At 64.8% G+C, this 1068-nt stretch carries 1 protein-coding gene; it reads left to right on the forward strand.

The genetic code is table 11. From position 1 onward, the window contains the following. Positions 1 to 164: 164 nt before the first annotated feature. A partial coding sequence (locus IEY82_RS39760) for an FG-GAP repeat domain-containing protein (RefSeq protein ID WP_229697800.1) occupies positions 165 to 1068 on the forward strand: 904 nt, incomplete at its 3' end.

Raw genomic sequence — 1068 nt, forward strand, 5'->3', positions numbered from 1 at the left:
CTGCACCTCTACCGAGGCAACGGCACCGGCAGCTTCCAATCCGGCACCGGCGAAGCCTTCAGCAACAACTGGTCCGCCTTCGACACCATCTTCTGACGCCTGATGCAGCGCCTCACTTTCTCCGCATTCCGGGGCTCACTCTCTCTCGAAAAGGACACGTGAGAATGAACAGGTCGACCATTCATCGTCTTTTATCCCGCACCGTCGCGGTGTGTACGGCGGCCGCGCTGGCCATGTTCGCCCTAACCGCGCTCGACGAGGCCGGCGGCAGGGGCCAGGCAAACGCGGCGAGCATCGCCAACGGCCCCATCACCCGTTCCGAAGTGCTCGCACGTGCCCAGAACTGGGTGAACCGCGGGGTCCAGTACAACCTGACGCGCCGGTCCAACACATTGGTCACCGATGTGGACGGGACGCACAAGTACGGGCCGGACTGTTCCGGCCTGGTGTCGATGGCCTGGCACATCACGGCGAACTCCGGGAAGGGCGGCAACAGCACCAACGACTTCGCGTCGTGGTCAGGCAAGAGGTACCTGTCCAGTCTTCACGATCTCAGGCCGGGGGACGCGATCCTCAAGGACGGCCACATGGAGCTGTTCGCCCGATGGAAGAACGCCGGCGACCACTCGCAGGGCGCCTGGACCTACTCCCTCAACGGCGGTGCCGACCCGGACGGTGACGGATGGGAGAACGACTGGGCGAAGGGCCCGTCCGCCAACTCCCGTGGTCAGGTGGGGAGCGAGTCGTGGTCGAGCATGCAGGGATATCGCCCCATCCGCTACAACAACATCGTCGAGGACGGAGCGGGTGGCGACACCGGTGACTTCAGCGGTGACGGCAAGGCCGATGTGATCGCCCGTAATGCCACGACCAAGGATCTGCACCTCTACCGTGGCAACGGCAGCGGCGGCTTCCAATCCGGCACCGGCGAGGCGTTCGGCCACAACTGGTCCGCCTTCGACACCATCTTCAGCCCCGGCGACTTCACCGGCGACGGCAAAGCCGACATCATCGCCCGCAACACCACCACCAAGGACCTACACCTCTACCGAGGCAACGGCACCGGCA

Origin of the sequence: Nonomuraea cavernae (genome assembly GCF_014646355.1) — a bacterium.
Lineage (GTDB): Bacteria > Actinomycetota > Actinomycetes > Streptosporangiales > Streptosporangiaceae > Nonomuraea > Nonomuraea cavernae.